Source organism: Methanobacterium sp. SMA-27 (assembly GCF_000744455.1).
GTDB lineage: Archaea > Methanobacteriota > Methanobacteria > Methanobacteriales > Methanobacteriaceae > Methanobacterium_B.
Genome location: NZ_JQLY01000001.1, coordinates 1,261,046 through 1,287,664 on the forward strand (window position 1 = coordinate 1,261,046; position 26,619 = coordinate 1,287,664).

Below are 26,619 nucleotides of genomic sequence, written 5' to 3' on the forward strand. Positions count from 1 at the left end.
ATTTATTTAAAGAAATAACCCAGAATAATAAAATGCCTTGAACCTAATACTAAGAATAAATAAATTTAAACTTTAAGGAAATAAAAAAATGTGCGGAATTGTCGGTATAAAAGCACTTGATCATAAACAGGATGTGGGAAGTGACCTGATAAACATGCTTAATACAATTAAACACAGAGGTCCTGATGGATCTGGAGTTTTTATAGGGGGGAAAACTGTACATGGCCCCTTGGAAAATTTAAAAACTCCAGAAGGTTCATTTGGATTGGGCCACAATCTGCTTTCCATTGTTGGAACAGAAGTTACACAGCCCATTGAAAAACATGGATTTATATTGGTTGCAAACGCAGAGATATATAATTTCAGACAGCTTAAGAGCTGTATAAAAGATAATTTTAAGACAAATTCTGACTGTGAAGTTATTATAAATGTTATTCAAGAATTTTATAATGGATCACTTATAGATGCTGTAAAAAAATCTCTTAACAAGTTAGATGGCGATTATGCATTTGCAATATACGATGGAAAAGACTGTGTGGTTGTAAGGGATCCATTGGGTGTAAAACCCTTGTATTATGGTGAAAATGATTTAAATGAATTTGCTTTTGCATCTGAGAGGAAGGCACTTTGGAAGATTGGAATAGAAAATGTACATACTCTAGCTCCCGATCATATACTTTTTAATGGTGTAATGTTGAAACTTGAAGATAGAGATAATTCTAACTGGAAATTGAATAATATATTCTCTTTTAATGATTTTAATGGCGGTAAAATAAATTCTAATATTGAAGATCAAAATTTTATTGAAATTCATAATCAAAACCATGATAAAATTCAAATCAAAAATCAGTTAAAAGAACTATTAGTCAATTCTGTTGAAAAAAGGATTAAAGGACTTTCCAGAGTGGGTATAGTCTTTTCTGGTGGTGTTGACAGTACAGTTATAGCTAGAATATCTCAAGATCTTGGAGTTGATACAACACTGTACACTGCAGGCCATGAGAACTCTAGCGATATGAAATTTGCTAAAAAAACTGCAGAAGATATGGGTTTACCCCTAAAAACAAAGATATTAGATGTTGAAGATATTAAATATTACACAGGTCTTGTATTAAATGCAATTGAAGAATATAACATCATGAAATTAGGAGTGGGAATGCCCGCTTACCTTGCATCTGAAATGGCCCATGATGATGGTGTCAAAGTAATGATGTCTGGTCAAGGTGCTGATGAAATCTTTGCTGGTTACCATCGATATACACAGTTTTATAGTGATAAAGGTGAAAAAACCCAAGAAGATCTTGAAGAAGATATTTTGAATCTTTATCATGTCAACCTGCAGAGGGACGATGCAGTTACAATGGCAAATAGTGTAGAGCTTAGAGTACCCTATCTAGACCTTGAACTTGTTAAAATGATAATGAAAGTGCCTATGAATTATAAACTTGATGGTAAAGTAGATGGGCTGCGTAAATGCATCCTCCGAGAGATTGCCGCGGATATTGGTGTTCCATATGAAATTGTTAGAAGACCAAAAAAAGCTGCACAGTATGGTTCGGGTATTCACAAGATCCTTGTGAAGAAGGTTTTAAAGGATGAAAACTATAAAAATATACTTGAAGTATTGAAAAATTAGATGGAAATGGTGTACAAACAATAAGTGTTAAAAACATTTATGAATAAATTAACCATTATCAAGCTTAACAATTATTAATATTATTTATGATAGGGTGTTGGATTTGAAAATAGAAAAAGAAGCAGAAACCATATTAAAAAAGTTTTCAGAAGCTCTCAAGGACATCCCTGATCTTGAGGAAACCCACTACATGGTGGATAATGTAAATCTTTCGCGTGAAGATATTGCAGAAGATAAAAATCCTGAAAAAATTCTGAGAAATGCTCATACAGATGAAAATGGCAATATCATTGCTGAAAAAGGAAAATGGGTCAGATAATATGAGATTAAACCTTGTTTTAGAACTTTTAGATGTTCCAGGACAGCTTTTAGATGCACTGGATCCAATTGGAAAATTGGGTGCAAATATAGTTGCTGTTATACACCAAAGAGATGTTAAAACAGAAAGAGGAACAGTACCAGTCCATATAACATTGGAAGGCGATGAAGAGACTCTTAAAAGGGTTTTAGATTCCATAGAAAAAATGGATATTCAGATAATGGAAGTTGATGGTGTTGTAAAAAAAGAGAAGATAACAACAATATTCATTGGCAATATAGTTGATCAAGATTTAAAAGAAACAGTCAAAGTACTCAACAACATCAACGGTGTTTCTGTGGCAGATCTAGATCTTAAAATGTCTGACAATCCAACTAAATCTGCATCAAGAATAGTTATAGAGGCAGATTATGGAATAAAAAAATCTTTAATGGAAAATATTAAAGAACTAGGCAGATCTAAAGGATTTTTAGTAATAAACGAAGTTTAAATAGTTAAAAATGTATTTTATGGTTAAATTTTTATTAGTTAATTTATCTAAATCCGATTTAACCTTCTTTTAATTTGGAGGAAGTTTTTATGAAATTATGTATCATTGGTTTCGGAGCAGTTGGAAAGGGAGTTTCAAGGGTAATCTCAATGAAAAAAGAGATTCTCAAGGAGAAATATGGTCTTGATATCAGCGTTGTGGCTGTAACAGACAGATCAGGAGCAGCAATAAATCCAGATGGACTGGACACAGATTTATTGATTGAAACCAAAGAAAAAACTGGTAAAATATCCGAATACCCTGAATACGGTGTTCCAGATGTAACAGGAATACATGTACTAAACCAAGTGGATTATGACTGTCTTATCGAAGTAACACCAACTAATATAGATGATGGTGAACCAGCAAAATCACATATACTAACTGCAATGAAGGATGGTAAAGATGTTGTAACATCAAACAAGGGACCACTTTCTTTATGTTTCAGTGAACTCATAGAAGCAGCCAATTCAAATAATTCAATATTTAAATATGAAGCCTCTGTAGGAGGTGCAATGCCCATTATAAATTTTGCCCATGAAACACTGGCAGGAAATGAAATATCTTCTGTACAGGGAATCTTGAATGGAACATGTAATTACATTCTTTCAAGAATGGCAAATGAAGGATCTCCATACGTCCAAACTCTTAATGAAGCTCAGGAGTTAGGTATAGCCGAGACAGATCCATATCAAGATGTGGAAGGTATAGATGCTGCATGTAAAATAGTGATACTAGCAAACTCTGTATTAAATATGAATGTGAGTTTAAAAGATGTTCAAATAGAAGGTATTTCACGAATTACACCCGAATCAATATCACTTGCTAAAAAAGAGGGTTTTCTAATCAAACTTATAGGTGAAGCATCTCACAATAATCTGGAAGTATCTCCAAGGCTTGTTAGAGAAGGATCACCTTTTGCAGTTGATGGTACATTGAATGTTGCCACCCTTAGAACAGACCTTGCAGACGATGTTACTGTAGCAGGTAAAGGAGCCGGATCCATTGAAACTGCCTCTGCAATTTTAAGCGATATCATAAGTATATGGAAATCCAGTTTATAAAATTTATATTTCAAATTATTTTCAATCTTTTCTCATAAATCGAAATAATACTATTCATAATTAAAGGACCTAAAAAAATGAAATATATTGTAGTTATAGGGGATGGTATGTCAGATCTCCCCATCAAGGAATTAAACGGTTTAACACCACTTCAAAGTTCTGAAACTCCAAACATGGATTTAATTGCATCAAAGGGAGTTAGTGGAATGCTTAAAACTGTTCCAGATGATCTTAATCCAGGATCCGATGTTGCGAACCTTTCAATTATGGGTTACAATCCAAAGAAGTATTATACAGGAAGAGGGCCACTGGAAGCACCAAGTGTTGGTGCGAAATTAGATGAAGGAGACGTCGCATTCAGATGCAATTTAATAACAGAAGATAACGGAATACTTGCAGATTTTAATGCAGGACATATCAGTACTGTTGAAGCATCAGAACTTATAGAAACCCTGAATCAAAAATTTTATCATTATGGAAAATTTTATTTAGGTACCAGCTACAGGCATCTTTTTGTATTAAAGGATGAAAAATCGGCTTCTCTTAACTCAACACCCCCACACGATGTTGTTGGAGAAAATATTGAAGTAAATCTTCTAAAACCTGCTCATGATAAAAATGCTGTTTTGCTCAATAAAATAATGGAAGAATCTAAGGATATACTCATAAAACATCCGGTTAATGAGAAACGTATTGCAGAGGGCAATTTACCTGCTAATATGATCTGGTTATGGGGACAGGGAGTTAAACCATCCATGCCCAGTTTTTCAGATAAATATGGGCTTAAAGGTGCCACAGTTACAGGTGTTGATCTTGTTAAGGGTCTTGGTATTTATATGGGTCTCAATAATATCCATGTTCCGGGCGCTACAGGATATTTAGATACGGATTATTGTGGAAAGGCTAAATATGCTCTTGAAGCATTGGAAACTCATGATCTAATTTTTATTCATGTGGAAGCACCCGATGAAGCGAGTCATTCAGGAGATCTTAAAGAAAAAATTATGGCAATAGAACGCATAGACAATAGAATTTTGGGCAAGATCCTTGATGAAGTTCCGGGATATGATGAATATTGTGTTGCTATTCTCCCTGATCATCCTACACCCATATCACTGAAAACCCATACAAATGACCCTGTACCATATTCAATGTGTTCAACATCAAATTCATGCGATGGCGTAACAAAATATGATGAATTTTCAGCAAGAAAAGGCGTTATGGGAATTAAACCTGGCTATGAATTCATTAAAAGCTTAATTAATTATTCAAATCATGAATAGTTTTTTTTAATTTTTTTTATATATTAACTCTAAAAACTATAAAATAATCTATATTAAAACCAATTATTATATGAAAACAATATCAATCCATTTATTTGTTTACAAGAAACTTTTATATGGAATGTTATCTAGACATTACTTTCAATTATTAACTTTAATAATAAGTTTCATTAAAAATTATAGGATCCTGGGGAGGGTAATTTATTTTAGATTTGACACCATCAATTTTATTTGGTAAAATTACAAAATTTGCATTGAATATTGTTGGTATGACTGGAACTGCACTTCCAGGTAAAGTTGCAATGATAATCAATCCTGATCTTCTACTTATTTTAAATTCAAGATGTAAAAGGAAAGTAATTATAACGGGTACCAATGGTAAAACAACAACCAACAATCTTATAAATCATATATTAAACTCTGAGTACGAAGACATTTTGTCAAATCTAATGGGTGCAAATATGCCCCAAGGTGTTGCAAGTGCATTTTTAAACAACACAAAAAAAGTATATGATTGGGGTATATTTGAGGTTGATGAAGGATCGTTTCCCGATGTTGTAAAATATATAGAACCCGACTACGTTGTTATAACCAATTTCTTCAGGGATCAACTCGATAGATTTGGTGAAATAGAGAACACGTCGAATATTGTTTATGAGGCAATTAAACCGTTAAATACAACTTTAATTTTAAATGCTGACGATCCAATGGTTTCTAATTTTAAAGATCTTGGAAAAAAGAATGTATATTACGGTGTTGAACAAACAAAATTCAGCTCAAAAACACAGCGGGTTGTTGAATCACGTTTCTGTCCAATCTGTTCAAATAATCTCGAATATGAATACTTCAACTATGGACAGTTAGGTAGATATAAATGCAATAGCTGTGACTTTAAAAATCCTAATTACAACTACAGGGTATCTGAAATTGAATACCATGATGATTCATACCATTTCAAGGTTGATAATTCCAAAGGTCAGACAAATGACGTTATCTTTAGATATGATGGTATTTACAATGCCTATAACTGCTGTGCTGCCATTGCATTTTCAATTGAAGCCGGTTTAGACATGGAGCAAGTAGTAGAAAGAATTGATAACTTTGATTACAAACTTGGTAGAATGGAAAACTTTGAGTTCCAAGATAAAATTGTTAAAATTGTACTGGTAAAAAATCCCATAGGACTTTCAGAAGTAATTAAAAGTATTTCCAACGACAAGAGAAAAAAATCTCTTTTATTCATTCTTAATGATAATCCTGCTGATGGAACAGATGTTTCATGGATATGGGATGCAAATGTTGAAGCTATTAATGATATTGATAATCTGACATCTATACACTGCTCAGGAATAAGGGCAAACGACATTGCTCTCAGAATCAAGTACTCTGAAAGCAGCAAAAATAATATGGAGATTAACGATAACATGGAAGAATCAATTGAAAATGTGCTCAGAGAAGACGTTGAAATTATTTACATACTTCCCACCTACACAGCAGTTTTCCTGACCCGTGACTATATTATGGGACATCTAAACCATACAAATGCCCGTATCCCAAGGATCAAAGAGTTGATCAAATCAAAGATAGGTACCTAAAGGAGGAGATATAATGGAATTAAATATATTTCATATGTATCCCGACCTTTTAAATCTATATGGGGATATAGGAAATGTAACATGCCTTAAAAAGAGGTGTGAATGGAGGGGAATAAAGATTAACATCGTTGATTTTTCACTTGGAAACGAGGCAGATATCAATTGTGCAGACATACTATTCATGGGCGGTGGCTCAGATAGGGGCCAGAACATTGTTTACTCTCACTTTTTAAAGTATAAAAATGATGTAAGCAATGCAATTGAGGATAGCTCTGTTTTTCTCGCAATATGCGGTGGATACCAGCTTTTAGGTGAAAGTTACATAGATGCCAATGGTATGAAAATTCCAGGGCTGGGAGTATTCGACTACACAACTGAAAGTGAAGAGAAAAGACTTATTGGAAATATTATAATTAAAAATAAACTTGGATTAAATCCCAAAACCATTGTAGGCTTTGAAAACCATGGTGGCAGAACATATCATGATTACAATGCACTTGGTTCTGTTGTTGTTGGTAACGGTAACAATGGTAAAGATGAACTAGAGGGAATGATATATAAAAACTGCTTAGGAACCTACCTTCACGGCCCTTTACTTCCAAAAAATCCCCATTTAGCTGATCACATCATATTAACAGCTTTAAAACGTAAATATGATATCAAAAGTCTTGATGTTATAAACGATGACTTGGAATATGCTGCTCATGAAAAGGTTTTTGAACTGTATACCAATGGGAAGGTTTAGGAATATTCTAGAAGTTTTTTTTTAATAATTTTCAATAATATTTATATTCATTTCATTTCAATATAGGATCATAATTAGAATTTAAATAATAAAGATATAAATTTATTTAGTTTGATATTAACCAGGAACAAATATTATTATAATTTAATATTATGGATATTATCAAACATTACAATATTATTAATGATTAAAAGTTTTTTGAGGAGTTGGTAATCTGTCAAAGTATATAGTGGTTACTGGTGGTGTTGTTAGTTCAATAGGAAAGGGAATTACAGCTGCTTCTATAGGTAGAATTTTACGGTCATATGGTGTCGATGTAACAGCCATCAAAATTGATCCATATTTAAACTGGGATTCAGGAACACTGAACCCATATCAGCATGGAGAGGTTTTTGTAACAGAAGATGGTATGGAAACAGACCTTGATCTAGGACATTATGAACGATTTCTGGACGTAAATCTATCCGGAGAATGCAACATTACAACGGGAAAGGTTTATTCATCTGTTATAAATAAGGAAAGGAAAGGAAATTACCTTGGAGCATGTGTCCAAATTATTCCCCATATCACAGATGAAATAAAAGCCATGGTTAGAAAAACGGCTGATAAAACCCAGGCAGAAGTTGTTCTTGTTGAAGTGGGCGGTACTGTTGGAGATATAGAAAGCCAACCATTTTTAGAGGCACTAAGACAACTCCGTAACGAAGAGGGCCATGACAATGTGATGTTTGTACACGTTACATACGTACCTTATCTCAGGGCTGCAGGGGAATTTAAAACTAAACCAACACAACACAGTACCAAAGAATTAAGGGGTACAGGTATCACTCCAGATATGATAATTTGTAGATCTGAACTACCTATAGACAACCATCTAAAGGAGAAGATTGCACATTTCTGTGATGTTGATAAAAATGCGGTTATAAATGCTCCAGATGTTCATTCAATCTATGAGATCCCATTAATACTAAACAGCGAAAATGTTGGAGAGTATATAATTGACAGGATAAAAATAGAGGCAAGAAAACCCGATTTATATGAATGGAGCAGGATTGTTGAATCCCTTAAAATTGATGAATCAAGGATTACTGTTGGAATTATAGGAAAATATGTTGAACTTGAAGATGCCTATATAAGTATAAGGGAATCATTGAAACATGCTGCAGCTGAATTGGGTGTTAAAGTAGATATAGAATGGATAAGAGCAGAAGACAGTGTTAACAGGGAAAAACTCGATCACTTTGATGCATTACTGATACCTGGGGGTTTTGGTGAAAGGGGTATCTCAGGAAAACTAGATGCTGTTAGGTATTCAATTGAAAAAGAGATACCTATATTTGGAATATGCCTTGGAATGCAATGTATGGTGGTAGAATTTGCCAGAATGCATGGCTTTGAAGGTGCAAACAGTACTGAATTTGATGAAAATGCCAAACATCCTGTTATTGACATAATGCTTGAGCAAAAAAAGATAAAAAATATGGGCGGTACAATGAGGCTGGGTTCCTATCCATGTAAAGTTGAAGGGGGAACAATTGCACATGATGCATATAAAGAAGATGTTGTTAGCGAACGTCACAGGCACAGATTTGAATTCAACAATGATTATCGTGATATACTAGTTGAAAAGGGTTTAACAATTTCCGGTACTTCTCCAGATAATTTTCTGGTTGAAATTGTAGAAATAAAGGATCATCCATGGTTTTTAGGTTGTCAGTTCCATCCTGAATTTAAGTCAAGACCTAACAAGGCACATCCAATTTTTAAATCATTTATGAAAGCTGCAATTGTTAAGAAGAGGAGTAATTAAAATCAGAATAATTCAATAATATCCAAAATTCAGGATATTAAGATATATAATCTTACTTTAGTTAAGATTAGATTTCATTAGTTTATCCATTCTTTCAATTAGAATGACTCAACAGATCTCTTATTGGATTGGATGATTAAATTAATAATTGTAAATAACTTATAATAATATTTAATAAATTTAGGGACGATTATCATGTTAGTTACCATACCATTTATTAGTATAATTATAGCTCTTGTTGCGTGTATCTACGCAAGTTACACAGATTTTAAAGATGGAATCATACAAAACAAACTCACATTCCCATTAATAGCCATTGGAATCATTTTAAATGGTATCTATGTTTTTACTACCACCAATATATTGATGTTTATTGAATGTGTGATAGTTACAGGAATAATATTTATTTTGGGATATGTTTTCTGGAAGATGGGTGCTTGGGCAGGAGGGGATGTTAAACTGTTTACTGGTCTTGCAGCTTTAATCCCATTTTATGCCATACCATTTTATCCAACTTTGGTAAGTTACCAGATATTGGGTTTGCAGTTTCCATTGGTTGGAACCTATCCTTTCCCATTCACACTCATAGTCAACAGTATACTTGCAATTCTACCGTTCCTTCTAATATATGTGATTTATATAGCTGTTAAAACTAAACCTTACTTAATTGGAGAACTATTATCTCCAATAAAGGAATATAAAAAGAATATTGTACTAACTATGGTTGTAATATCCGCTGTTACAATTACGTTCACTCTGACTAAACAGTTAGATATTCAGATTATTTTGGTATCATTAATTTTAATATCTTTACTTTCATTAATTATATCCAAAATCCCAAACACTATTAAAGCAGTTTTACTATCCCTTGTAACTGTTTATGCATTAATAACCAATTTATATGTCACATTAACTGGAATTGTAATTATTTTCATTTCCATAGTTCTAATTGAGATAATTAAAAAATTACTAACCTCTGTAAGTAAGGAAGCTCTTCAGGATGATTACAACATAGAAGATCTGAAAGAAGGAATGATATCAACCTACAATATCTATGAAAAGGATAATGAGATTGTTATTGGGGACAAAAGTTTTACAACCAGAATAAAAGAAGCAATAAATACTGGTGATCTTTCGCTTATTAATCCACCACGTGGTAAGGTGATTATAAGCTCAATGGCAGCAGGTCTTACACAAGAGGATATAAATCTCTTGAAAGAACTGAATATCAAAAATAAAATTTCAAATACTCTTAAGATTAAGAAAGGAGTACCATTTGCCCCATCAATATTAATAGGACTCATAATATCACTGTTCCTAGGAGATCTTGCATTTATTCTTGGAAAAATTTTAGCAGCAATAATATACTGAATAGAAAAAAATGGTTTATCATTATAAATATGTTGAAAAACATAATTTTTATATATAAATGTTTATATGCAATAGATCAATAATTATAATGTGAGAAAATGGATGTAAAAGGACAAGTATCAGCAGAATATTTACTTTTAGCATTGGTATTCCTAATTATAATTGGTTCAGTAACAGTGCCATTAGTTGGTAGTTCAATAAGTTCCAGTTTGGATATCTCATCTACTTCTGATGTAAGTGCTGCAATAAACAGTATCACAAATGCTGTTGGAGTAGTTTATGCCAATGGTCCTGGAGCTAAAAGAACAGTTAATGTATACTTCCCGATCCCAGGTACACTTAATTATGCATCTAACGCAATCCAGATGCAAGTCCCATTACAATCAGGTGGTAATAAACTTATAAGTTCAAATGTACCCATCGCTGTAACTATTACTGGTGGAACTGTTGGTAAAGGAAATTATAATGCTCAAGTTGCATGGGCATCTGGAACCAGTCCAATTACAGTAACATTGACAACAACTTAGATCATTTTAGTTAAAATATAAACATAAAATTAATCATCTTATAATAACGTTTTTACCTTTAAGGGGAATCCCAATGAGTTTATTTAACAAGATTGGCTATTATATTATCAAATTATTTTCTATAACTGGAATGCTAATTTTATCAATACCCAAAATACCTGGAAAACTTCGAAACATTAATTCCAACGACATAAAAGATAAAATAGACACAGATAATCTGAAAGATAATATATCACGTATTAGGGATGATATTGAACTGGATGAAAAAATATCGCGTATAACCAGTTATGAAAAACGATCTGAAATTTTTAAAAGATCCGAAAAGAAAGATTCTGATTCTGATACTATAATGATAGGAAATGTTTTCTCCTCTGAAGAGAAGGAAAGAACAATTCTTACACTTCAAGTTTTGTCGGCAATATTTGTTGTTATTTCCATTTTGAGCATATTTAATTTCATAAGCATTTACATTTATCTTCCTTTAAGTGTGGTCATAATTCTATATATTCTATATTTACTGTACTACAGAGTAAAGTTGATGTATCGTGCTGATTTCAATGCTTATCGTGACTTTTTTTTAATGTACGTTGCAGTTGGAATATTTCTAGTGCTTATTAATACCAACTCAAACTTAGTAATGGCATTTTCATTCCAGATGCTACCCTCACTTACAGTACTGATCTTTGCTGTTATAGCAGTTTTAGCTGTATTCCTTATATTCCGCCTTAGATATTATAGAAATTTCACATTTGGAACGGTTATAGAAGGTGGAAAGAATACGGCATATGTTAAGGTTGAATATGATATTAGATCAAATGTTAAACCCGATATTTACATAGTTGAAAACACTGTTGGTGCAGTGGAAGGAGATTATGTTAAGCTCCAGCTTGAAGAAAAATTTATGAGTATGAACGGTAACAAACCTGTCTCTATAATCGAAAGTGTAAATCTTTATAAAAATTTTTCAGATCCAAAAAAACCCTTGAATCACTAATCTCTAAATATATTTTTATTATTATTTTTTGTTTTAAAATAGAATTAATAATATACATTTTTATTGGGATTACTACTCTGAAAATGAATATATACCATGAAATCAAAACAATCTAAATGTATGATACACAAGGATCATCCGAGATATGAATCATTGAAATTAAGGGCCCTGGTTGTTGATGCCTATAAAAGGGGAATACTTGCTGACTCCGGAATGATAGCACATGGGCGAGGGGAAGCATTTGATTATCTCCTGGGTGAAAAAACATCCAGTAATGCTAAAAAAGCAGTGCATGCAGCGGCAGCAGCACTTATTCTTGCTGAAAATCCTGTTATAAGTGTTAATGGTAACACTACTGCTCTGGTACCTGGAGAGATTGTTAAGCTTGCAAAGGAAATACCCTCAAAAATTGAGATCAACCTATTTTACAGAACACCCGAAAGAATTTGTGCCATAGAGAAGGTTTTTAAGGATGCTAGTGCTGAAAATATTTTAGGCACTGATCACGAAGAAAAGGCATCCATTAATGGTCTTGAAGGCCCTAGATCAAGTTCTAGTAAGGAGGGAATTTACATTGCAGATGTTGTTCTTGTACCACTTGAGGATGGTGATAGGGCTGAAGCACTTGTGAAACTTGGAAAACTCCTAATTACTATCGACCTTAATCCACTTTCAAGGACTGCTAAAACTGCAAGTATAACAATTGTAGATAATATAGTGAGGGCAATACCTAATTTAATAGAAGCAGTTCAGGGACTCAAGGATGCTGATCCTTCAACCCTACATCAAATAGTAGAAAGCTTCAACAACAACGAAAATATACAGGAATCACTAGCAAAAATTTCAAAAAAGTACACCGGTGTAGAACAATGAAGGTTATTGGAGTAACAGGACTTCCAGGATCTGGAAAAGGTGTTGTTTCACGTGTGGCCAAAAAATTGGGTATACCCATTATTTGTATGGGTGATGTTATAAGGGATGAAGCCAAAAGAAGAGGCGAAAAAACTGGAGATGTGGCTGTTGAACTTCGTAAAGAATACGGAGAATTTGTAGTTGCTGAACGTTGTGTTGAAACTATAAATAAATATTTTAACCCCAAAGACAGTTACAAAAATAAAATCATGGCTAAATCCAAGATATTTATGATAGAGGGTATTAGAAGCCAGTATGAAGTTGAGATATTCAAAAAAAATTTTAAGAACTTCAAGGTTATAGCAGTTCATTCAACTCCCAAAACCAGATTTAAACGTTTGAAAAGAAGAAAACGTCCTGATGATTCAAAGGAAAAATCTGAATTTTTGCTTAGAGATAAAAGGGAACTCAGCTTTGGAATAGGTAATGTAATTGCAACAGCAGATTATATGATTATTAATGAAGGTCCAATAAAGAAAATTAAAGGTATAGTAAGGAGTATACTTGAAAATGAAATGCAAAATGACAGCAAAGGCAAGGGTAAATCCAACAGAAGATCTGGATAAGGTTATAACAGCCATTTCAAACATATTTAAATTTGATGAACTTGAAATTGGGGAGGGTTATGTTGTTGTTACAGGAGAAAATGATTCTCTTATACCACTAAGAGATTCTCTGAAAGAAAGGAAAATACGGGACACAACAGAGAGAATGTTTATAAATGGGGCTGAAACAGGTAAAATAACCTTTTCATTGAGTAAACAAGCAGCTTTTGTTTCAATTCCCAACATAGTTGATAGGAAAATGTCAGCGCTGGGCGAAATAGATGTAACCATTGAAACAGACAATGAAACAGCTTTCATTGAGTGGATGACTAAAAAATAAAATATAATTTTAATCCATTTAAATTTATTATTATATATTAAATGAATAATTAAGGGTTTTACTTATCAACAAGTATTGCCTTGGTAATTAAAAGGTGGCCGTTATCTCTGTCCCATACATTAGATGATTCAAGAATTTTTATCCTTTTTTTGAAAATTGGACAGTCTAGAACAAGTGTTTCAGCTTCTCCACCTTCAAATGCCATGTGCATACCATATTTTCTGTTTAAAACAATAATATCCTCTAAAAGTTCACTGTCAACATGTCTGCCAAGCCAAGACTCATCAAGACCTTCTGCTGATACACTTGTGAGTATAACTTCAAAACCTAATTCTATGATCTCTTCCATGTACTCCTTGGGATCTCTGTGCCAAAGAGGTGCATGTGATTCTAGTCCAATTTCATGGCATAAAATATCAATTCTTGATTTCTGATACTCTGATGCCAGTGCACCTGCAAATATTGCTTTAACACCTTTATTTTTCAATTCTATTAGAACCTTTTTTAAATCATCGAGTTCCTTTTCTTTCTCACCAAGGGTTTTAGCAACAATGAGTGGAATTTCCATTGATTCTGATGACAGTTCTGTTATATGTATACTTGCAACATGGAACATGTAAGACTCAGAGTTCTCAGAGATCATTGTAACAAGATATTTAACATGATACCCTTCTTCAATGGCTTTATAAACTGCCATTGTACTATCTTTACCTCCTGAGAAAAGTACAGCTGCATCCATAATTATTTACACTCCTTCTTTTATTTTAAGAAAAACTTTGGGTTAATTTGTAAATTATTTTAATAAATTAATTTAGGGGTTAATAAAAAGATAAAAAAGTTAATTATTTTTTTAGTTTTATAATTCTTTCACGAATACCATTGAAAACGTTTACAATACTGTCAATAAATAATCCTGCAAGTCCGGTTATCATTCCCAAGAAACCGCAGAATAATACTACATTTGATTTGTTTGGCAGTATATCCTTCAATGCCTGGACATTTTTTTCTGTAGGTCCATTTACATCTGTAATTATCACATCTCCCTGTGGAATTTGTGAAATTACTTTATCAAGCTTTGGTGCATCAACATTCAACGTTACTCGTACAATACTGTATCTTATAGTTCCACCACTTACATACAGCATCCATTTTTCCAGGTTATTTATTACCTCTTGGGGATCTGTATTATTTTTTACCTGAATTATCATGGTGTCGTTTGCTGGTATCTGAACTGAAGTTATATTTTCGTTAATTTCAGGTATTCTATTTAGAAAAGTACTTTTCCAGTCATCCGAAATATAGCTTGTTTTCAGGGTTATTCCATCACTCTGAACACTTTGTACACCATCAATTTTTTTGGTATTTTCAATGAAGTTGGTTACATTTAAATCTGTTGAAACATTTAATCCAATAACATCGGTTCCTGTTGTTGTAACCATGTACACTGACCTTGCCATATCAGGAATGTCGTCGAATACTGGAGCTATAAAAAAAGCACCACCTACCGCTCCTACAGTAAATCCTAAGGCAATTACAAATATAAGATTTTTTTTACCAATTAAAGGCGTTAAAAGAGCTGTTGAAAATATGAAGACTAATACCAATATAAATAGTCCTATCATTAATATAACTGCAAGTGGTTCCATGTTCTAATCTCTGATCTTATACCTAATAATAGTTGTCAATGTAGTAGTTGGTTGTTTATAAAAAAATTTCTGCTAATTTTAGACATAATTTTGTATTCTTATTTATCAAACTCTTAAGACTATTCTTCCTGTATAATCCACGTATACAGTTATGGAAGGATTGTTAGGTTTGGTTATTGGTACAACCCACACATTGTTATAGGGGGTTCCATTAACGCTAACACTATTTTGATAGGCAGGTGTACCTATTGTGTAATCGGGGTAGGCAGTTCTTGTAATATTTATAATGGACGCTGAATTATTTACATTTGTTGAACTATTGGAATTTGAATTATTAGATGCAGGCATAGAATATTGCACTGGAACAACAGGACTAGGACTTGTAGGGTTATTAGGTGTTATATTATCAGGAGTTCCAGAAAATGGTACAAAATATGCGTAGACAATTATTACAAGTACAACAACCCCAACACCAATTAGTGCTTTTTTTTCCCACCCGTCTTTTAAATCCATATTAACACTTGTAGATCTTCTATATATATTCCATTGGTAGTTGATTTTAACTTATTTGAATTGTTCCATTCACATTTTTAATATGGTAAAGATTTTTGTTGTTGAGTGTGAGTGTGCCATTGAACCTTTTGGGAATAAGATTTACATTTACATTATTTCCGGCTGTAGCAACACTAACAACCCCAAATCCTCCGGTGTTACTAATTGTGGCTGTCATGGTAAATGGGGCAGTAGGTGAGGATAATGTTTGGTTTAAAGTTCTAAGGTCAAGATCTATTGAATATCCATTTCCATTTATATAAACTGTGTTAACTGTTTCAGCAATTTTTTCACCCATGACCCTAGCTCCTCCAACATCTCCAGTAAGGGTTTTATCTTGATTACTAGAAATTACACTTAATAAACCACCTATAACTATGATTACAATAATGGTTATCAATATAAATTCTGCACTGGCCTGTCCTTTATCATCTGAAAACATATTTCACCTAATAGTCATAATTGTTTACTAGTCCTAGAATTCCTTTATAAGTGTCTGAAAGGTAAAAAGTGTTACCTGTTGGATTAGCTGTTGGATCTGTAACAGGTGTTACTACTCCGCTATGAGTTGTTGTTATTCTGGTTCCATTTATTCCTAAAAAGTATTCATGGTCTAAATATGATGGTGTGTAGCCAGGTATATTTTCGAAATTAGGGTTCCAAAGAATAAATGTACTCATTCTAGCACTGGTAGGACTGCCTGAAGTGTTATTTGTTCTGTTTTCCAGTCTGTCGAAGAATGAAAGTCCATGTGTATCAGGGAAGTAATAGGGCATTATTCCCATGCTGGAATTTGCACCAACTAATGTTTGATTTAAAAATTGTAGTTTACCGCTAGAAACCTTATCTGCAAAATGGTATGAATCTGCAGGATTACCTGCAATAATACTGGATGGTGGTGTATAATAAGGATATTTATAAATTACACTGCTGTTATGTCCATATGTATTTACCCATATGTAAGGATCCTCGAGTTTTTCAATTGAAACATAAACATTCATTGGTGGTGTACTAAAGTCAAATGATTGATTGTTAGTGTTTGAATTTTGTATAACTCTAACTGGTACAGATGTTAAAGTTATGTTAAATCCATATGGATCACTCTCAACAATATTCATATTTGCTGCCTGGAAGATAGTTGCAGAGTCTGTTCCATTGGGATCTATTGTTACACTATTAATGACAATAGTTCTTCCAGTTTGTTTTTCCAGTTCTCTGCAAGTATTGGTCATATTCTGATTAATAAGCTGGAGTGTACGGCTTTTAACAAAATTTCTGCTGTCTGTTGTTGGTGATGTACCAAAAAATGGATTATTGTTAAGATTATAACTATCTATAACTGTTCTAGTAGCCATAAATGCTGAATTTCTACCTGCATCTGCTGTATCCTCTTTTATTGCTTCCACTACATTAGATGCCACAGTTGCTGTTACATCACCACCTATAACAATTGCTGATAATGAGTTAACTTCATTTACTATACCGCTGAATGAAACAGCAAGTATGATAACGGGTATGAAAAGTAAAACCGCAAGTGGTGTAAAGGCGTATCCTTTATCGTCCATATTATCAATTTCCTATTGTGTCCATAATTCAAGTCTTACTGGAACAGCGTTTGGCACATCTCCAGAGTAGAGTGTAGTATTCCTTATTAAATTCTGATCAATATTTGTGTAACCTGCTTCATTTAATGTTTGTATTAAATTAGCTTTTGCATTAGATGCTGCATCTGAAGGATTGTTTGCAAATCCTGTTGCCCATACATTTTGAAGGAACTTAGGATATATAACACTAATCCTAGTACCTGAAAAAATCGATGGATCTCCAGTGGATCCATAAGGATGAGGACTGCTAGCACCATCACCGGATTCATAAGCAAGTGAAGGTGTTACTTTTATTGTCAGAGAGTAATTTCCAGGTTTTAACGATGAACCATTTCCTACTATTGAAGTTATAATATGAGTTGGTTGAGTTGCAGCTGCATCAAGGTCTCCAAGATTTATAGAATATGGAACAGGCGAAGTAGTAGGATATAATGTAGATGTGGCACCTGTACTGTTTCGAATAGTAACCTGAATATTTCTGGTAGCGGTACCAACTCCAACAAATAATAATGCACTTTGAGCATCGCTATCTATTCTGAAAGTGTTTGTTTGGGTTTCTGTAGTTACTGTACCGCTGCTTGTATTTTGGTGATTTGCAAATGGGAATGTATCCCATCTTATAGGGAATTTACTATATGTGATAGTTGAATAACAACTTTCGAGTCCTACTAAATCATAATCATTACCTGGAACATTGTCCCATGTTATTATCCTTACTTTATTGTTTCCTACCTTAAGATATGGTTGAATGTTAATAATTCCTGGAACGAAACCATACCCTCCATCGGTCCTTGATGTATTAATAAAAGAGGCAAAAACAGTGGTAATTGTTCCGGTTGAATCTTGAACTTGAACAATGGCACCATCCTCTGCTCCAAACGCATTAACAACTGTATACGCATCAAAAAGACGGTTACCTGGAGGGATGTTTATATCTTGAACTGAAGCAACTGCTGATCCAGTTGGGATTTTAGGATTGATATCAGTAGGCATATTTCTGAGTTCAAATGGAGTATTAGTTGGATAAGTAAAATCATCTTCTAATTGCGACCAAGTGATTGATCTTCCCGGGGTGGCGGATGTGGTCCCTGAATCCAAATTGTAAAGTATACCTGTGTTTCCCGGTCCTGGCCTTCCAACTCCAGCTATATCTGAAAATGGTATAGTGGTGTTCGCAATTCCTTTTGGAACATGGATAGTTGTGGAATAATTACCTAATATTGAAAACCATGGCATGTTCTGAGTGTTGGTTGCATTTATAAACTGTACATAAAAGTTGTTTTTTCCGCTGTTTAAAGTTGAAACATTCAGGTTCTTTTGGTAGTTGTAGATTGGGCCTTGACCAGAACTCGTGTAAATATAAAGAAAACTAGAGTTCAGTATGACGTTATGATTAATTTGGTTTATAATAGTATCAGCACTATATATTTTTGTCTGACCACTTCCTGCAGCACCCCCCAACAAAAATTTAGCACTGTTAACAGGACCCGGTATATTAAATGTTATATTTTTAGGGCTTTGAGGGTTAGAATTTGATCCGCCCCAATATTTATATGTGTTCAATCCACTGCTCCAAGGTCCAAAATTTTTAAGGTAATTATGGAAGTTCCAGAGAGTAGTTACAGCTGTACTGTTAATATCTTGGAATTCAACTTCATCTTGTTTATAATATGCTCGTCCCATCCATCCTTCCTGAGGTCCGGATATTACTTTAACCTTGGTTGCCACATCATTGGCGGATAAAACCCCATTATCATCTTGTACTGGTGCATTATCTGACATGGTTAATTTATAACCGACATTATCTGGAATAACCACATCAAGTGAAGATCTCAATGTTGTTTCAGCGCCTGTAGAGTTTCCATTTGAATATTCTACAGCGGCTTCACGCAATGCACCGCTTTGTTCCATTGTTTCTAGTGCACTGTCCGCAAGTGCTTCTAGATGCTGATGATTTTCTCCTTGATATATTGGAAGAAGACCATAGGTAACAATTGAACCTGTAAGTACTATCATGACCACCAAAGCCAGAATAGCATCTGTTGTGAATATAAATCCTTTTTCGTCCATTATATCACTTATTTTATTTTAACCATAGATAAAAATCAAATGTACAATTTTTAGGCACAACTGTGTTAGTATTAATATCTCCTGAACTTGTTCCCTTAGGAGTTTGAACTATGTAAATATCCATTGAACTTGGGAAAGGACCTGTACCATTCATTGATACTGTATTATTGGTAAATAATGTAGGATTTGAAGCATTTAACTTTAGAAAACCTGAATTAATTAGAGCGGGGTTATTGATGTTTGCTGATGTGAAATTAATTGCAAAATTGTTAACACTAACTGTTGCACCTGTAAATCCTGCATTGTTAGCAATCAAAATCCAGTAATCAAAGGTTTGATTTGAATTGAAACTAGTTGGGAATGATGGTATGTTAAAGGATCTTGTACCTCCAGTATATCTGATCTGTCCAATTAAGGATGAGACAACCTTAAATTTAGATGCTTGTACAATCCTTTCAACCTTAACAACATCTTTAGCATTTCCAAAAGATGAGTTTCCGAGGGTTTTGACTACTTGGCGGGTTCCAGTTTTATTTATGGTTGTAATGTTCAAGTAAAAATTGTAATTATTTCCAACTAAACCTTGAACCTGTCCTTCTGTTACAGATCCCAACTTCACAGGATCTAACAGTCCTTCATCGGGCGCCCCTTTAGAAGTATCATACTGTGCAAGTCCTACTATACTCGGGTTTCCGGTATTTTCCCAATTATTAGGATCACCAGAGGTTGCAACTAAAGTGTTTACTGCATCTCCAGCAGTTCGATCCATTGAACTCCTGAAAACTGTATCCTCAATTTGAAAGAGAATATTATCCATATCTGCAGCTACAAACCCAAGTAAAAGTGTAATTGGTATTAGAGCAAGTAGAAGATCAAGAGAAATTGCAAATCCTCTTGAATCATTTGATAAAACTCCCAAATTTATTCCCCCTCCCCAAATATTACCATGAATATACATAAATTATTTTATCACAACTATATACATATACCTTTGTATAAAATAATATAATTAAAGAAACTTCCTATTATAAAAAAGTTTAATCAACACTAAAAATTGAAAAATTAAAACTAATTAAGGATAATTTTAAAAATTTAAACCAATATAAAAAAAATAGCAAAAAATATACCAGATTAAAACTCATTCATTAATTAGGAATAATCTTTATTACTATAATCAGCCTATATTATTATAATCCTGTTATAATAGTTAGAAGAAAATAAGAGAATGGTTAAAATGGATCAACGAGCACAAATATCTGTGGAGTACATTCTGTTGGTGGCAATTGTACTTACAATAGTACTTGTATTTTCATTAATAATAACCAACGAAAACGAACAGAATAATGTTGCAACAGCTGCTCAATTAGGAGCTGCGAATGCTTCTGCAAACATTGTATTAACCAACAGTAGCCAATCGCCCATTAGAGTTACTTCTGTAAGTATGACAAATGGTACTACCAGAGGTTCGGATATAAATGTTGTAATACACTTTTCAAGGCCTGTTGGTGATCAAGGTGGTGCTATTTTTAGTAGCATCATTAAATCCTTTACTTCTTCAGGATTTACTAATATTTCAAGTAACAGCACAACCGTAATTGTTACAACAAGTACCACTTCGGGTGGCACAACTCATCGGTACTTTATAACATTGGCTTAAAATTAATAATTTTATAATATTGTATTATGGGGATGAATTTTATGAAGGAAAATATTGAAGTTAATAAACCTGAAGATATTAGAAGAAATAATCCTAAAAAAAGAAATATAAATGTTTGGGGTATTTACATCAGTTTGATTTTTATTATACTTGGGGCAGTATGGTATGGTGTGAATGTGGGTTTGATCCCATTAACATTTATTCAACAACAAGCTGGACCAATTATTATAATACTTATAGGTTTGTTGATACTCTTAAAATCATTGAAGAGATAAATTAAATTCACTATTATTTTATTTAACTTATATTATTTTAATTAATCAATTTAAAGGAAGTAAAACTATGAAGGATCTATTAAAAAAACTTGCAGATGCTCCTGGGGTCTCAGGATTTGAAGATGAAGTTAGAGATATAATGATCAACGAGCTAAAGGATAGTGTTGATAAAATTGATATTGATCAACTTGGTAACTTGATTGCAACTCGCAATGGTAAACCAGATGGCAAAAAGATAATGCTTGCAGCCCACATGGATGAAATAGGGTTAATGATCCGTTACATTGATAAAAATGGATTTATTAAATTTTCAAAAATTGGTGGAATAAATGATCAAATGCTTTTAAACCAGGAAGTAAGCATACACACTTCCAATGGTATCATTACAGGAGTTATTGGTTCAAAACCACCTCATAGAATGAAAGAAGCTGAAAGGAAAAAGGTAATTGATTACGAGAATATGTTCATTGATATTGGTGTTTCTGACAAGGAAGAAGCAGAGAATATAGTGAAACTGGGGGATCCTATAACAATCAAACAGGAGTTCACTAAACTTGGTAAACTATACAAAGGCAAAGCTCTTGATAACAGGATAGGATGTGCAGTTTTAGTCGAGGTTATGAAAAAAGCTGAGAGCGATGCAACCATATATGGTGTTGGAACTGTTCAAGAAGAAGTTGGACTAAAAGGTGCAAAGACCGCTGCATTTAAATTAAATCCAGATATGGCTCTGGCACTCGATGTTACAATAGCCGGAGATCATCCTGGAATAAAAGAAGAAGATGCTCCTGCAAAGACTGGTAAAGGTCCAGGAATAATACTAACAGATGCAAGTGGTAGGGGACTCATTACACATCCAAAAATTAAAGAACTTCTAATAAGTGTTGCAGATGAAGAGGAAATACCATACCAGCTAGAAGTAAGCGAAGGTGGAACAACAGATGCAACTGCAATCCATCTTACAAGAGAAGGTATACCAACAGGAGTTATATCTCCACCAACACGTTATATACATACCCCTGTGAGTGTAGTTGCAATGGAAGACGTTGAAAATGCAGTAAAACTAATTTTAGCAGTTTTAGAAAGAATTTAATTATTTATTTAATTTCTTTCTTCCACTATTATTTTAATTAATATTTTTTTATAAATTCTAATTTTAAGATAAAAGAGTGAAATGTATATAATTCAAAACACCCTGTACTATATTTATTTTATTAAAATAGGATTGTATTAATTCTTTTTAATAATTTTTATATCATGATAATTCCATTTGAATTTATTTCATAACTAATAAACTGTGTTGGTGTTTTGGTACTTCTCATCTTAACTATATCCATAACACGTTCTCGGCGGCCAGTATATGGATTTTCACGTTTCATTAATTTTAATGCACCATAAACAGAGAATAGAGCTATTTCATTAAACTCGCTTGATGTTGCACTGTCAAGTACTACAAGTGCTGTGATGTTCCGTTTTTTAAGTTCATAAATCAAGAGGTCAAAACGGTCTCTGAATTCATAGGGTGTTAATTTAGCTGTGTAACTACCTATGTTATCTATGATAACTGTTTGAGTATCTTCAGGAAGTTCATTAATAAATTTTGAGAAGTTACCCTTCATAGCACCTATATCAATGCTCATCTCAGCTTCTGTAACTTTTGCCCTTATACCTGCAAGTTCAGTAAAACTTAAGATATCATTATCTGTAAATGTTTTAAGATCCCAATTAAATGATTCTCCCTGTGTATAAAGGTCTGATGCATCTTCTTCAGTTGTTATGTAAACAGTTTTAAATCCTTGTTTACAGCTGCTCTTTGCAAACTGAAGAGCAAAAATTGTCTTACCCGAACCTGCATCCCCTGTCACAAGCATTGATCTCCCAATTGGAAAACCACCAGTTATATCGTCAATTCCATCTATCCCACTTTTTAACCTTTCCAAGAATAACCCTCCCTTAAACGTTAGATTATTAATAATCTTAATATCTATTAAATTTAATCAATTTTAAGTGTTATAATAATTTATAATTCTATTAACCCTTTTGATCCAATGAAAATTTAAATTCAAAGTCACATTTACTTCCTCCATCTGCCATGCATGTTGTTTGTTCAACACTGCCCCTAATAGAAGTCCATGTGAAACTTCTCATAACCATTGCACGGCATATCAGACAGAACATTGGACTTGATCCTGCTTCTGTTAGCCATGGACAGTTATTGAATTTGAAATAACTTTTATCCTTTTCAACAGTTTTCTCGGTGCTTATACCCAAGTTAAATAAAAAATCAGCCAGCCAATCAATGTAGCAGTTGAATAATATGTCATTGGTTACAGAATTTCCAATACATTTGATAAATTCTTCATCAAATTTGGGTTTCATATTCCTTTCAAAACTGTCTGCAAAACTCTTTGCAATATTATTCCTCACTTGTGGAGGTATGCTTGAGGCGAAAACAGGCAATGCACTTACAACAAAACTTGAAAGTTCTCCTCTTGCTTTTTCCTTCAAAAGTTCTTCCCTTTCTTTTTCTGCTTTTCTTCTTTCAGTAATATCTCTAAAAACAAGTGCTACACCTATTATATTTCCTGCTTTATCCCTTATGGGTGCAGTGCTGTCGTCAATTGGAACCTTTTTATTATCTTTGGTTAATAGAATTGTTGGTTCTTTAAGATCTATTATTTGATTGCTGTCAATTACTTTGCTAACGGGATTATCAATTGGTGCTCCACTTCCTTCTTTGGTGATATTGAAAACTTCGTTGAGATTTTTTCCCATTGCTTCGCCTTCTCCCCATCCTGTGATATCCATTGAAACAGGGTTCATGAACTTGATCTTACCATTTTCATCTGTTGCAATTACTGCATCACCAATACTTTCAAGGGTGGTTGAAAGCCATTTTTCACTTTCTTTAAGTTTACTTTCCATTTTATGTTTGTAAAGAGCTACCTCAACTGCACTGTGAAGTTCTCTATCTTCGAATGGTTTGATTATGTATCCAAATGGCTCTGTTACCTTGGCTCTTTTCAATGTTTTTTCGTCGGAATATGCTGTTAAATACACAACTGGAATATCTAAACTGTCTCGTATTTTTTGGGCAGCTTCTACTCCATCCATATCTCCTTTAAGTACAATATCCATAAGCACAAGATCTGGCAGAGTTTCTGCTGCTTTCTGAATGGCACCTTCTCCAGATGGGGTTATTCCTGTAACTGAATAACCAAGACCTTCGGCTCGGTGTTTAATATCCATTGCAACAATGCTTTCATCTTCAACAACGAGAATTTTTACATTCGACATGATATTACCTTTCTTTGATATATATACGACTTAGCCCTCTTATTATCAAATAAATAGGATATAATAAATTATTATATTTCTATAGATTCAATTGACGTTTAATTATTTAATTAACTTTTTATTGCTACAATCATTATTCTATGGAGTATACTTTGTCCAATTCAATATTTATTCTATTTACTTTAAATTACTACACAATATATTTTTCCCCATTAATATATTAATATTGGAACAAACATTGTTTATGGATATATATATAGACGATTTGTTTAAAATATTTATCCAAAATAGAGATGTGAAATCTGGAACAATTGAACTATATTCACAGATTATAAAAGATTATAGTAACTTCCTAAATAAAACACCATCTGAATGGATAACTGAAGCCGAAAGTGAAGAGGATGAACGTATCCGAATGAGAAATAGATCCATAAAAAAATATTTACTAGATTACAAGGATCACCTCTCAGAAAGAGATTTAAGTCCCAGGACAATCTCAACCAGACTAACAGTAGTAAGATTTTTTTATTCAGATTTTGACATAGAACTTCCAAGATCCAGAACTAAAAAAATTGTATATAAAGAGGGAATTGAAGATCTGCCTACAAGAGATGATCTCAAATTAGCATTATCTTATTCTAATATAAATATCAAAGTGTAATTCTATTAATGTTGTCTTCAGGTATGCGATCATCAGATATTCGTGCTCTAAAATACAGTGACTTTTTAACCTCCTTAAAGGATTATATCAAGATACCTAAAAAGAGATTTGTTAGTGTAGATGAAGTTATTGATTTATTAGAAGAAACCAGTGAAATTATAATTCCAACCTGGAGAATTACAGCCATAAAAACAAATACAAAATTTTTCACATTCAGTTCTCCTGAAAGTCTTGAAAAAATAATTGAATATCTAAAATCAGAACCACCAAAAACTCTCAATAGATTTCTTTTTAGAAGTGGAAGATACAAGGATAAACCTATAAGTTCTAGAGCATTTATGGGATATTTTGATTATTTAAATAAGAAATGTGGATTAGGAAAACCTTATAAACAAAATAAATTAAGGTCACATGCACTACGAAAATATTTTGGAACTACACTTGGAAGAGTGGGACTTCAACAGCTCACAATAGACCGTTTAATGACTCATAAGGTAGATGCAGTTACAGATGCTTATATCAAACCTGATATAACAAGTTTAAAAGAACAATATATGCAATGTATCGAAGAATTATCAATAGAAAATGTAAAAGTAAAGGTTCATGATATCGACAGTGAAGATAAAAAACGTTTAGATAGCCTGGAAAAGAAATATGAAGAATTATTAAAGCTTCACGAAGAAAAGGATGAATATAATAAGTTACCTTAACTACTTTTTTTTATTCTCAAATGCTCTCTAGTAAATAATATGGTATATTAAAACTCACAATTATTAATTTAAATTATTTTTAATGAGGAGTAGGGAGGTATTTTCCACATTTTTTGGGGGTCCAATTCGTGGGAGAATTGATAAAAAATTAGAGAAGAAAACACCATCCCATACTCCTATTTATTAGATAGAGTGAATGTTCTATTTGATAATTTGGTTTATTTTATTTACAAATTTTTTATAATTAGAAGGCGGGCAGGGAGGGGATTTTATCAAATTTCATGGACACAAAAATATTAAGAGATAGAGTTTTTTTGAGCAAAAAACTGAGGTAGACAACCCCTGCCCTATTTATTATATTGGGTGAATGTTGTACTTGAAATTTTGTTTATTATTTTAATTAAAATAAGGGATAGGAGGATGTAATTCTTATTTTTTAACAATTACTTTGGAGACGGTAATATGTTAAAAAAAATG

28 protein-coding genes are annotated in these 26,619 nt (G+C 33.1%); 19 read left to right on the forward strand and 9 right to left on the reverse strand.

The window, feature by feature from the left end:
* Window positions 1–88 precede the first annotated feature (88 nt).
* The 14 genes from asnB to DL91_RS06420 all read left to right on the forward strand — a co-directional run bounded on the left by asnB (window position 89) and on the right by DL91_RS06420 (window position 13,670).
* Window positions 89–1,636: an asparagine synthase (glutamine-hydrolyzing) gene (asnB, locus tag DL91_RS06355; protein WP_048190730.1), complete on the forward strand. Its 1,548-nt coding sequence runs from the start codon at window positions 89–91 to the stop codon at window positions 1,634–1,636.
* Between the two features lie 103 nt (window positions 1,637–1,739).
* Window positions 1,740–1,955, forward strand: coding sequence for an Asp-tRNA(Asn) amidotransferase subunit GatC (gene gatC / locus DL91_RS06360; RefSeq protein ID WP_048190731.1), 216 nt, complete (start codon window positions 1,740–1,742; stop codon window positions 1,953–1,955).
* Window positions 1,915–2,445 (forward strand): amino acid-binding protein, encoded by a 531-nt coding sequence (locus DL91_RS06365; RefSeq protein WP_231551415.1) that lies wholly within the window; start codon window positions 1,915–1,917, stop codon window positions 2,443–2,445. The genes gatC and DL91_RS06365 overlap by 41 nt, the downstream gene beginning before the upstream one ends.
* Window positions 2,446–2,534: 89 nt before the next feature.
* Window positions 2,535–3,548, forward strand: coding sequence for a homoserine dehydrogenase (locus DL91_RS06370; RefSeq protein WP_048190733.1), 1,014 nt, complete (start codon window positions 2,535–2,537; stop codon window positions 3,546–3,548).
* Between the two features lie 77 nt (window positions 3,549–3,625).
* Window positions 3,626–4,831, forward strand: coding sequence for a cofactor-independent phosphoglycerate mutase (locus DL91_RS06375; protein WP_048190734.1), 1,206 nt, complete (start codon window positions 3,626–3,628; stop codon window positions 4,829–4,831).
* A gap of 212 nt (window positions 4,832–5,043) precedes the next feature.
* Complete coding sequence (locus DL91_RS06380; RefSeq protein ID WP_231551416.1) at window positions 5,044–6,426, forward strand: Mur ligase family protein; 1,383 nt, start codon at window positions 5,044–5,046, stop codon at window positions 6,424–6,426.
* 13 nt (window positions 6,427–6,439) lie between these two features.
* Window positions 6,440–7,171: a type 1 glutamine amidotransferase gene (locus tag DL91_RS06385; protein WP_048190735.1), complete on the forward strand. Its 732-nt coding sequence runs from the start codon at window positions 6,440–6,442 to the stop codon at window positions 7,169–7,171.
* Window positions 7,172–7,400: 229 nt separating this feature from the next.
* Window positions 7,401–8,981, forward strand: a complete 1,581-nt coding sequence (pyrG, locus tag DL91_RS06390; RefSeq protein ID WP_304412455.1) for a glutamine hydrolyzing CTP synthase — start codon at window positions 7,401–7,403, stop codon at window positions 8,979–8,981.
* A 195-nt stretch (window positions 8,982–9,176) separates the two neighbouring features.
* Entirely contained in the window at window positions 9,177–10,352 is a 1,176-nt protein-coding gene (locus DL91_RS06395; RefSeq protein WP_048190737.1) for an A24 family peptidase C-terminal domain-containing protein, read from the forward strand.
* 98 nt (window positions 10,353–10,450) lie between these two features.
* A complete protein-coding gene (locus DL91_RS06400; protein ID WP_048190738.1) occupies window positions 10,451–10,879 on the forward strand; it encodes a hypothetical protein in 429 nt (142 codons plus the stop codon).
* Window positions 10,880–10,952: 73 nt separating this feature from the next.
* Window positions 10,953–11,873 (forward strand): DUF2101 family protein, encoded by a 921-nt coding sequence (locus DL91_RS06405; RefSeq protein WP_048190739.1) that lies wholly within the window; start codon window positions 10,953–10,955, stop codon window positions 11,871–11,873.
* A 120-nt stretch (window positions 11,874–11,993) separates the two neighbouring features.
* Window positions 11,994–12,746 (forward strand): 4-phosphopantoate--beta-alanine ligase, encoded by a 753-nt coding sequence (locus DL91_RS06410; protein WP_048192561.1) that lies wholly within the window; start codon window positions 11,994–11,996, stop codon window positions 12,744–12,746.
* A complete protein-coding gene (locus DL91_RS06415) occupies window positions 12,743–13,351 on the forward strand; it encodes an AAA family ATPase (RefSeq protein WP_048190740.1) in 609 nt (202 codons plus the stop codon). Before DL91_RS06410 ends, DL91_RS06415 begins: the two co-directional genes overlap by 4 nt.
* Window positions 13,296–13,670 carry an RNA-binding domain-containing protein gene (locus tag DL91_RS06420; RefSeq protein WP_048190741.1) on the forward strand — a complete coding sequence of 125 codons (375 nt, stop codon included), beginning with the start codon at window positions 13,296–13,298 and terminating at the stop codon, window positions 13,668–13,670. Before DL91_RS06415 ends, DL91_RS06420 begins: the two co-directional genes overlap by 56 nt.
* A 58-nt stretch (window positions 13,671–13,728) precedes the next feature.
* Here DL91_RS06420 and DL91_RS06425 read toward each other — a convergent pair whose 3' ends face one another.
* The 7 genes from DL91_RS06425 to DL91_RS06455 form a co-directional block, all read right to left on the reverse strand.
* Window positions 13,729–14,409: a TIGR00289 family protein gene (locus DL91_RS06425; RefSeq protein WP_048190742.1), complete on the reverse strand. Its 681-nt coding sequence runs from the start codon at window positions 14,407–14,409 to the stop codon at window positions 13,729–13,731.
* 103 nt (window positions 14,410–14,512) lie between these two features.
* Window positions 14,513–15,316 (reverse strand): hypothetical protein, encoded by an 804-nt coding sequence (locus DL91_RS06430; protein ID WP_048190743.1) that lies wholly within the window; start codon window positions 15,314–15,316, stop codon window positions 14,513–14,515.
* Window positions 15,317–15,421: 105 nt separating this feature from the next.
* Window positions 15,422–15,829: a hypothetical protein gene (locus DL91_RS06435; RefSeq protein ID WP_048190744.1), complete on the reverse strand. Its 408-nt coding sequence runs from the start codon at window positions 15,827–15,829 to the stop codon at window positions 15,422–15,424.
* A gap of 46 nt (window positions 15,830–15,875) precedes the next feature.
* The gene (locus DL91_RS06440; protein WP_048190745.1) at window positions 15,876–16,310 is read right to left on the reverse strand and encodes a hypothetical protein; all 435 of its coding nucleotides are present in this window, start codon (window positions 16,308–16,310) and stop codon (window positions 15,876–15,878) included.
* 7 nt (window positions 16,311–16,317) lie between these two features.
* A complete protein-coding gene (locus DL91_RS06445) occupies window positions 16,318–17,433 on the reverse strand; it encodes a hypothetical protein (protein WP_048190746.1) in 1,116 nt (371 codons plus the stop codon).
* Between the two features lie 12 nt (window positions 17,434–17,445).
* On the reverse strand, window positions 17,446–19,542 hold the full coding sequence (locus DL91_RS06450) for a hypothetical protein (RefSeq protein ID WP_048190747.1): 2,097 nt from the start codon (window positions 19,540–19,542) through the stop codon (window positions 17,446–17,448).
* A gap of 13 nt (window positions 19,543–19,555) precedes the next feature.
* On the reverse strand, window positions 19,556–20,461 hold the full coding sequence (locus tag DL91_RS06455) for a hypothetical protein (RefSeq protein ID WP_156096036.1): 906 nt from the start codon (window positions 20,459–20,461) through the stop codon (window positions 19,556–19,558).
* Between the two features lie 306 nt (window positions 20,462–20,767).
* On the opposite strand from DL91_RS06455, the gene DL91_RS12890 reads away from it, so the two are divergent.
* From DL91_RS12890 to DL91_RS06470, 3 genes are all read left to right on the forward strand, one after another.
* Window positions 20,768–21,199 (forward strand): class III signal peptide-containing protein, encoded by a 432-nt coding sequence (locus DL91_RS12890; protein WP_081882626.1) that lies wholly within the window; start codon window positions 20,768–20,770, stop codon window positions 21,197–21,199.
* 41 nt (window positions 21,200–21,240) lie between these two features.
* Window positions 21,241–21,474 (forward strand): hypothetical protein, encoded by a 234-nt coding sequence (locus DL91_RS06465; RefSeq protein ID WP_048190749.1) that lies wholly within the window; start codon window positions 21,241–21,243, stop codon window positions 21,472–21,474.
* 67 nt (window positions 21,475–21,541) lie between these two features.
* Window positions 21,542–22,567 (forward strand): M42 family metallopeptidase, encoded by a 1,026-nt coding sequence (locus tag DL91_RS06470; RefSeq protein ID WP_048190750.1) that lies wholly within the window; start codon window positions 21,542–21,544, stop codon window positions 22,565–22,567.
* 157 nt (window positions 22,568–22,724) lie between these two features.
* On the opposite strand, the gene DL91_RS06475 is transcribed toward DL91_RS06470, so the two are convergent.
* Both DL91_RS06475 and DL91_RS06480 read right to left on the reverse strand, forming a co-directional pair.
* Complete coding sequence (locus DL91_RS06475) at window positions 22,725–23,414, reverse strand: ATPase domain-containing protein (RefSeq protein ID WP_048190751.1); 690 nt, start codon at window positions 23,412–23,414, stop codon at window positions 22,725–22,727.
* Window positions 23,415–23,505: 91 nt separating this feature from the next.
* Window positions 23,506–24,771, reverse strand: coding sequence for a methanogen output domain 1-containing protein (locus DL91_RS06480; RefSeq protein WP_048190752.1), 1,266 nt, complete (start codon window positions 24,769–24,771; stop codon window positions 23,506–23,508).
* A 244-nt stretch (window positions 24,772–25,015) separates the two neighbouring features.
* Here DL91_RS06480 and DL91_RS06485 point away from each other — a divergent pair, with 244 nt between their 5' ends.
* Both DL91_RS06485 and DL91_RS06490 read left to right on the forward strand, forming a co-directional pair.
* Window positions 25,016–25,432: a phage integrase N-terminal SAM-like domain-containing protein gene (locus DL91_RS06485; RefSeq protein ID WP_048190753.1), complete on the forward strand. Its 417-nt coding sequence runs from the start codon at window positions 25,016–25,018 to the stop codon at window positions 25,430–25,432.
* Window positions 25,433–25,440: 8 nt separating this feature from the next.
* Window positions 25,441–26,142 carry a tyrosine-type recombinase/integrase gene (locus tag DL91_RS06490; protein WP_048190754.1) on the forward strand — a complete coding sequence of 234 codons (702 nt, stop codon included), beginning with the start codon at window positions 25,441–25,443 and terminating at the stop codon, window positions 26,140–26,142.
* The last annotated feature ends 477 nt before the right edge of the window (window positions 26,143–26,619 follow it).

Excerpts from the sequence above, each read along its gene's own strand:
- DL91_RS12890 (WP_081882626.1), top strand. The coding sequence starts at position 20,768 with ATGGTTAAAATGGATCAACGAGCACAAATATCTGTGGAGTACATTCTG.
- DL91_RS06465 (WP_048190749.1), top strand. The coding sequence starts at position 21,241 with ATGAAGGAAAATATTGAAGTTAATAAACCTGAAGATATTAGAAGAAAT.
- DL91_RS06435 (WP_048190744.1), bottom strand. The coding sequence starts at position 15,829 with ATGGATTTAAAAGACGGGTGGGAAAAAAAAGCACTAATTGGTGTTGGG.
- DL91_RS06490 (WP_048190754.1), top strand. The coding sequence starts at position 25,441 with ATGTTGTCTTCAGGTATGCGATCATCAGATATTCGTGCTCTAAAATAC.
- DL91_RS06420 (WP_048190741.1), top strand. The coding sequence starts at position 13,296 with ATGAAATGCAAAATGACAGCAAAGGCAAGGGTAAATCCAACAGAAGAT.
- DL91_RS06405 (WP_048190739.1), top strand. The coding sequence starts at position 10,953 with ATGAGTTTATTTAACAAGATTGGCTATTATATTATCAAATTATTTTCT.
- DL91_RS06425 (WP_048190742.1), bottom strand. The coding sequence starts at position 14,409 with ATGGATGCAGCTGTACTTTTCTCAGGAGGTAAAGATAGTACAATGGCA.
- DL91_RS06415 (WP_048190740.1), top strand. The coding sequence starts at position 12,743 with ATGAAGGTTATTGGAGTAACAGGACTTCCAGGATCTGGAAAAGGTGTT.
- DL91_RS06485 (WP_048190753.1), top strand. The coding sequence starts at position 25,016 with ATGGATATATATATAGACGATTTGTTTAAAATATTTATCCAAAATAGA.
- DL91_RS06480 (WP_048190752.1), bottom strand. The coding sequence starts at position 24,771 with ATGTCGAATGTAAAAATTCTCGTTGTTGAAGATGAAAGCATTGTTGCA.
- asnB (WP_048190730.1), top strand. The coding sequence starts at position 89 with ATGTGCGGAATTGTCGGTATAAAAGCACTTGATCATAAACAGGATGTG.
- DL91_RS06395 (WP_048190737.1), top strand. The coding sequence starts at position 9,177 with ATGTTAGTTACCATACCATTTATTAGTATAATTATAGCTCTTGTTGCG.
- DL91_RS06365 (WP_231551415.1), top strand. The coding sequence starts at position 1,915 with ATGGCAATATCATTGCTGAAAAAGGAAAATGGGTCAGATAATATGAGA.
- DL91_RS06400 (WP_048190738.1), top strand. The coding sequence starts at position 10,451 with ATGGATGTAAAAGGACAAGTATCAGCAGAATATTTACTTTTAGCATTG.
- DL91_RS06375 (WP_048190734.1), top strand. The coding sequence starts at position 3,626 with ATGAAATATATTGTAGTTATAGGGGATGGTATGTCAGATCTCCCCATC.
- DL91_RS06470 (WP_048190750.1), top strand. The coding sequence starts at position 21,542 with ATGAAGGATCTATTAAAAAAACTTGCAGATGCTCCTGGGGTCTCAGGA.
- DL91_RS06450 (WP_048190747.1), bottom strand. The coding sequence starts at position 19,542 with ATGGACGAAAAAGGATTTATATTCACAACAGATGCTATTCTGGCTTTG.
- DL91_RS06445 (WP_048190746.1), bottom strand. The coding sequence starts at position 17,433 with ATGGACGATAAAGGATACGCCTTTACACCACTTGCGGTTTTACTTTTC.
- DL91_RS06440 (WP_048190745.1), bottom strand. The coding sequence starts at position 16,310 with ATGTTTTCAGATGATAAAGGACAGGCCAGTGCAGAATTTATATTGATA.
- DL91_RS06410 (WP_048192561.1), top strand. The coding sequence starts at position 11,994 with ATGATACACAAGGATCATCCGAGATATGAATCATTGAAATTAAGGGCC.
- DL91_RS06430 (WP_048190743.1), bottom strand. The coding sequence starts at position 15,316 with ATGGAACCACTTGCAGTTATATTAATGATAGGACTATTTATATTGGTA.
- DL91_RS06385 (WP_048190735.1), top strand. The coding sequence starts at position 6,440 with ATGGAATTAAATATATTTCATATGTATCCCGACCTTTTAAATCTATAT.
- DL91_RS06370 (WP_048190733.1), top strand. The coding sequence starts at position 2,535 with ATGAAATTATGTATCATTGGTTTCGGAGCAGTTGGAAAGGGAGTTTCA.